Source organism: Mycolicibacterium vulneris, assembly GCF_002104765.1.
Taxonomy (GTDB): Bacteria; Actinomycetota; Actinomycetes; order Mycobacteriales; family Mycobacteriaceae; genus Mycobacterium; species Mycobacterium vulneris.
The window spans coordinates 1-6,767 of sequence record NZ_NCXM01000064.1; the positions used below are offsets into that span (position 1 = coordinate 1).

The following is a 6,767-nucleotide window of genomic DNA, read 5'->3' on the forward strand; positions in this document are numbered from 1 at the left end:
AAAGCTGCCGTTGTCGTCGTCGAACGGATTGGTACTCACCAGTCCTCCAAATTTCGCTTTGGCATGGGTCGAACAGTTCGCTGCACTAGCTATTTCGACCAGTTAGGGCTTGGCCCGGCAGACGGTCCCGGCCCGTTGCATGATCCAGAGCGTTATGCGTTTCAAACCCGCTGTCTGGCTTATTAAGCCGGGTAGCGTAGTCACTACGTGCACATAGAGTGGTAAACGCAAATCGACAGAGTGGCTTGCGTGATGACAGGCGGACGCTCACCGAAGATGCGCGTGCTAGCGCGTATTCCATTCTGCAACAGCGTGTTTCGTCGAGAGTGCCGGCTTTGGCCGTTACGCAGGGACTCAGGCCACGGCCGCGACGACCATGCGGGCCGTTGTTGGACACCCGTAAAAGCGGGCGGAACCCGTCAGTTGCCCTGGGCCTGTTTCAGATTGGTTAAGTGGATGCGCCGATCGCGCCTGCTCTGTGGCGCCGAGCATCATCCGGTAGAGACGTCCGCCACCGTCGGGACTGCGACAAGCAGTCTCGTCGGCGGTCAGTGGACACGTGGCCGACTGCTAGCTACAGCTCCCCGGCGTCGATGGCTTTCTTGACTTCCTGCGCGTGGGCCACCTGCGCGGCGGTGTACCCGATCAGCAGCGCCACCACGTTGAGCAGCACGACTACCCCAGCCAGCCACAGCATTCCGTAGGTGTAGCCGCGGTCGAGCGCATGCAGCTGGGCGGCGTTCATGGACTTCACCGGACCGAGAGTGCCGCCCAGGGATAGCGTGCGCGACGTGACGGCGGCCTGGACGATGACCAGAACCAGCGGTCCGCCCAAGGTCTGCATCATCACTGAAATCGCCGATGTGGGCCCGATGCGGTCGAAGCCGACGCTGGCGATCACCGATAGCGTGAGCGGGACGAAGATCGCGCCGATACCGATAGCGCCAATGAGGAGCGGCAAAACAAGATTCGGGAAGTACGGGATCCTGGCGTTGAGTGTCGCGCCGTACAGCGTCGCGACCAGAATCAGGCTGCCGCTGGCGATCACCACCACCCGCGGCGGGAACGACATCACCAGCTTCGACGCCACACCCACCCCGATGGCCACCCCGATGCCGAACGGGATGAAGGCGATGCCAGCGCGCAGCGGGCTGTAGCCCATGATGGTCTGCACGTAGAGGCCGACCAGCACGGTCAGGGTGAAAAACACTCCACCGGCAAGGAACGTAGCCGCGAACGCGGCCAGCCGGTTGCGGTCGTAGAACAGGTTGAACGGCACGATGGGGTTCTCGGCGGTGCGCTCCACCACGACGAACGCCACGAAAGCGGCCAGAGCCACCAAGCCTGAACCGGTCGTGGTGGCCGACCGCCATCCCACCTCCGGGCCCGTAGAGAGACCGAAGACGGCGGCGGTACACGCCAATGTCGCCAGTACAGCCCCGGTGGCGTCGAGCTTCATCCGCTCCTTTTGTGTTTCCTGCCGCGTGATGACGGCCAGGTAGATAACCGCCAGCCCGATCGGCACGTTCACCAAAAACGCCAGCCGCCATGACACGTCGGTGAGCGCCCCGCCCACCACCAGGCCCAGCACCCCGCCGAGACCGGTCATCGCGCCGAGCACCGCTGTCGCCGCATTGCGTGTCGACCCCTTCGGGAACGTCGTCGCGATCAGCGCCAAATTGGTGGGTGCGATGATTGCGGCGGCCGCGCCGTGCAGCAGCCGCGCCGATATCAGCGTGCTTCCGTTCCAGGCGATGCCGCACAAGGTCGAGGCGAACGTGAACAGCGCGACCCCGATGATGAAAGCCCGCTTGCGGCCGACAGTGTCTCCCAACCGGCCACCCAGCAGCATCAGGCCACCAAAGGTCAGCATGTAGGCGGTAATCACCCAGCTTCGCCCGGCATCCGACAGGCCCAGCTCGTTCTGAATCCTGGGCAGCGCAAAGATCGCGACGGGGCCGTCCATCGCCACCATCAGCTGCATGCCGCCGATCGCGACGATTACGGCGAACCGGCGAGACCGCAGGAAAGCCGGAACGTGTCTCTTCGTATGGTGGAGCGTGGTCGGTTCGGTAGACATCTTCGAACCGCTACTTCGCCGGGGCGCCTTGATTGACGAGGGCCTCGAAACGCTTTTCCCAGCGAAGATAGTTACCGGCGAGGCCGGTGAGAGGCACGAAGGGCATCGCGATCACCGACGTGAACACCGAGTTTATGACATTCGCCGGGAAGCGCATCGGCCGCATGATGTCGACGAAAAGGATCACGCGTACCCCCTCGGTCCGGTTCCACGCCTCGTGCTCGAAGGTGTCATCGAAGATCATCACCTTGCCCTCCTGCCAATGACGGGTCTGCGACCCGACTCGGATGGCACACATCTCGGCCGGCTCGGGAATGAGCAGCGCGAGATGCAAGCGGAGCACGCCCTTCCAGGGACCACGATGTGGCGGCAGGTGCTTGCCGGGCGCGAGGATGGAAAAGAACGCTGTCTTCATGCCCGGTATCTGCTTGAGGAGCTTGGTTGTTTCCGGACAGCGGCGGCAATTCCCCCGCGCCTTGAGACCGTAGGCGTAGAAGAAGAATGTTTTCCAGCCGTCGTCTTGAGTGAGCGCCTTCTGGGCCGGCTGGAGTTCCTGGAAAGCTGGGATGTTCGCCGCATAGGGTAGAAGCGCATCGAGCTCGGCACGGACCTTGCGCCAATCAGCCTCGACCGCACCAACCCAGGGAAAGTCCTTGGGATCGAAAAACTCGTGGTCGCCATACGTCGAGGCGCGACCAATGAAGTTTTCAAACTTGAAGAACATGTTTTGTATGAATTGGTAGAGCCAGATGCGCGTTCGCAACAAGAGTCCTTGCTGCTGTTGCGTCTCGCTCTCCACAACGCGACCGAACAAATCCTTTTCGATTTTTTGCATGGAGCCTAGCCCCTTTCTGAGTGTGATGTCGATCTTGCCCAAATTCGGGAAAGCACGTTCGCTGCAATCATTCGATGCACGCACCTTCGGTTTCTAATAGAAGTTTGAGTTGTTGGCCATACAGGCTGAGCGATTCGGCACTCATCATTTCTTGATGCACACAGTCAATCGGATAGCTGTTGAGGTTGCCTGCAACATAAGGTCGCCAATCTTGCATACTCTGATCGCCCTCATCAGGCAGAGCAGAGAAGATGTTTACATCACCATCGAAGACACCGGGTTCGTGGGCTTGCGCCAACGCGATATTCTTATCGTCGTTTCGAACGATCAGATCGAGCAGCGGCTTGTATCGAGGAAAGTCGACAATCCCTCGTTCGCGAAGCAGTTCTTCTACCCGCTCATAGGTAAGCGGCGCATCCCGATCTGGAATCTCTACACGACAGAACCGCAAAACTTCTTCGAGTGCCATCTCGACTAAAATAGCGCTATTCGGGACATCGCTGCTTTCGCTGACGAGTAAAGCATCCAGCAGGATGAGGCGTGCGATTGCGCAGCCGCGTCGCTGGAGCTCGATGGCGATTTCATGGGCGACGACGCCTCCAAAAGACCAGCCGAGAAGGTTGTAGGGCCCGTGAGGATCAATCGTTTGGATCCGGTCGGCATAGGTTTTCGCCATATCCAGGATCGATGCCGGTTCGGCCTCGCCATTTTGCGGGGTTTGTTGAATTCCAATGATCGGGCAGTCCAAGTAATTACCCAGAGCGTGATACGGCCAGACCAGCCCACTCGCGGGATGAATGCAGAACAGCGGGACGCCGGCGCCCTGCTTGAGGAACTCAACAGGGACTACTTCCACCTCACTGGCAGCTTGGCCCAACTGCTGGCTCAAGCCACTCACCGACGGCGCCTGGAATAAGGTGCGGACGGCGAGGCTGGTATCCAGCGATTTGTTGATCGCGGCGATCACGCGCATCGCCAACAGCGAATCCCCGCCCAGGTCGAAGAAGGAGTCGTCAACCCCGACCCGCTCCAGCCCGAGTACCTGGGCGTAGATGCCGGCCAGGATCTCCTCGGTGGGGGTACTCGGGGCGCGGTAGTGATCGGCCTCGGTGTATTCGGGTGCGGGCAGGGCGCGGGTGTCAAGTTTGCCGTTGACCGTCAACGGCAGCGTGTCGATCACCACCACCGCCGCGGGGACCATATAGACCGGCAGCCGCTCAGCCAGCACGGCACGGATCTCGACCGGGTCTGCGGTGCCCGTGATATAGCCCACCAGGCGTTTGTCGCCGGGGCGGTCCTCGCGGGCGATCACCGCCGCCTGGTCCACCCCGTCGAGGGCGGCCAGCGCGGCGCGGATTTCGCCGAGTTCGATGCGATAGCCGCGGATCTTGACCTGTTCATCGGCGCGGCCGAGGTACTGCAGCTGTCCATCGGGGCCCCAATGCACCAAATCCCCGGTGCGATACATCCGTTGGCCGGACTCCGCGAATGGGCAGGCCACAAACCGCGACGCGGTCAACCCGGCCCGCCGCACATAGCCACACGCCAGCTGAGGACCGGCTACATACAACTCGCCGATCACCCCGGCCGGTACCGGTTGCAGCCACTGGTCGAGCACGAAGAACGCCGCACCCGGCACCGGCGCACCGATCGGCACCGCATCCGAGCCCGCCGTGAGCGGCGCGCTCAAGGCCACCCACATGGTGGTCTCGGTCGGGCCGTATTCGTTGATCATCACCCGCCCGGGTGCCCACCGCTGCACCAGCTCGGCCGGGCAGGGCTCACCCCCGACCAGCAGGGTCACCGACTCCAAACCCTGCGGCGACAACGTCCCCACCGCCGAGGGGGTTTGACATAAGACGCTGACATTTTCATCGATCAGCAGCGCATGGAAGTTGTCCGGGGATGCCGCCACCGACTCGGGCACCACCACCAGCCGCCCCCCGTGCAGCAGGGCGCCATAGATCTCCCAACCCGAGATGTCGAAGCTATAGGAGTGCCACTGCGACCACACCTGCCCCGGCGCGGCCAAACTCGGATCCAGAGACCCCATCAGCTCGGTGACGTTGTGGTGGGTGATGGCCACCCCTTTGGGCACCCCGGTAGTACCCGAGGTGTAAATCACATAAGCAATGTCCTCGGGTGCCGGCGCCGGTAGTGGGGTGTTGGGCTCGGCGTCAACAGCGGGATCGTTGACATCGATGACCGGCACCTCATGCCCGCCCAGCCGCCCGGCCAACTCGGAAGTAGTGAGCGCGGCGATCGGCGCGGCATCGGCAACCATGAACCCGATCCGGGCCGCTGGATGCGCAGGGTCGATCGGCAGATAGGCCGCCCCGGTCTTGAGCACCGCCAGAATCGCCACGATGGCCTCGGCGCAACGGTTGAACAGCAGCGCCACACACTGTCCCGGGCCCGCCCCCTGGCCGGCCAGCAGATGCGCCAACCGATTCGACGTCTCATCGAGCTCGCGATAGGTCATCGAGCGACCGCCGCACACCAGCGCTACGGCGTCCGGGGTGCAGGTCACGTGGGTGGCGAACGCCTCCGGCACCGATACCGGCACGTTTGACGGGTTGGTCAAAACCGCTTTATTGCCAAGCACTTCCAGGCGGGCATGCTCGGTTTCGTCGAGCACGTCCACCGCCGAGAGCCGCCGGGACGGGTCGTCGGTGAGTGCCATCAACACTCGCTGCAACCGTGTGATCAGCGTTTGGATGCTGTCGCTGTCGAACACGTCGGTGCGGAATTCCACCGAGCCGCCGATCCCGGCGGGCTCCCCTGCTGGGTTCCAGCGTTCGCCCAACGTAAACGTCAGGTCCATGCGGGCGACCTGGGTGTCCGCCGACAGCGGCGTGACCTGCAGATCACCCAAACCCACCCCAGCGGTGGGGTCCCCGGCGAAGTTCTGCCAGGCCAACACCACCTGCACCAGCGGGTGATGCGCCAGGCTTCGGGTCGGATTGAGCCGCTCCACCAACACCTCAAAGGGCACATCCTGGTGCTCATAGGCGGCCAGACTGCGCGCTCGCACCTGATCCAGCGATTCGGTGAAGCTGGGATCCCCGGCCAAATCGACCCGCAGCACCAAGGTGTTGACGAAGAAACCCACCAACTCGTCGAGAGCGGGATCATCACGACCGGCGATCGCGAACCCCACCGCCACATCGCTGCTGGCGCTGAGCTTGGCCAACAACACCGCCAGCGCGGCCTGGATCACCATGAAACTCGTCGCATTGTGCTCGCGGGCCACCCGACGAATCTGCTGGTGCAGCTCGGCCGGCCAGTCCACGATCACACTGGCGCCGCGGTAATCGGCCACCGGCGGATAAGGCCGATCAGTGGGCAACGCCAACCGCTCGGGCATCCCGGCCAACGCCTGCTCCCAATACGCCAACTGCGCCGCGATCGGGCTGTCACTGTCGGCCACGTCGCCCAGCTGGGCGCGCTGCCACAATGTGTAATCGACATACTGCACCGCCAACGGCGCCCACCCCGGGGCGTGTCCCGCGCACCGGCTGGCATAGGCCACCCCCAGATCGGTCACCAGCGGGGCCATCGACACGCCGTCGGCGGCGATATGGTGCGCCACGGCCACCAGCACATGCTCGTCCTCGGCGACGCGGAAAAGCCTTGCCCGCAACGGAATCTCGGTGGCCAAATCAAACGAGTGACGCACTGTGGGATCGATGGCCTCCTGCAGCCGGGCCGGCGACCAGCCGGTGGCATCGACGACCTGCCAGCCCAAGTCGGCTTGCTCGGCCGGGATCACCAGCTGCTGGGGGATGCCCTCGACCGCGGGGAACAGGGTGCGCAGGCTTTCCTGGCGGGCCACCACATCGGCCAGCGCCG

The 6,767-nt window shown here is 63.3% G+C and carries 4 protein-coding genes; 1 reads left to right on the top strand and 3 read right to left on the bottom strand.

All coding sequences use genetic code 11. The features are described 5' to 3' along the window. Positions 1 to 186 (top strand): hypothetical protein (locus B8W69_RS31115; RefSeq protein ID WP_220084580.1); only part of this gene is annotated, 186 nt, incomplete at its 5' end. A gap of 388 nt (positions 187 to 574) precedes the next feature. Here B8W69_RS31115 and B8W69_RS29235 read toward each other — a convergent pair. From B8W69_RS29235 to B8W69_RS29245, 3 genes are all read right to left on the bottom strand, one after another. Then, a complete protein-coding gene (locus tag B8W69_RS29235; RefSeq protein ID WP_085293124.1) occupies positions 575 to 2,080 on the bottom strand; it encodes an MFS transporter in 1,506 nt (501 codons plus the stop codon). A 10-nt stretch (positions 2,081 to 2,090) separates the two neighbouring features. Next, on the bottom strand, positions 2,091 to 2,999 hold the full coding sequence (locus B8W69_RS29240) for an aspartyl/asparaginyl beta-hydroxylase domain-containing protein (RefSeq protein ID WP_220084581.1): 909 nt from the start codon (positions 2,997 to 2,999) through the stop codon (positions 2,091 to 2,093). Continuing rightward, positions 2,983 to 6,767: non-ribosomal peptide synthetase (locus B8W69_RS29245; protein ID WP_133058054.1), on the bottom strand; the 3,785-nt coding region annotated here is incomplete at its 5' end. The genes B8W69_RS29245 and B8W69_RS29240, both read right to left, overlap by 17 nt.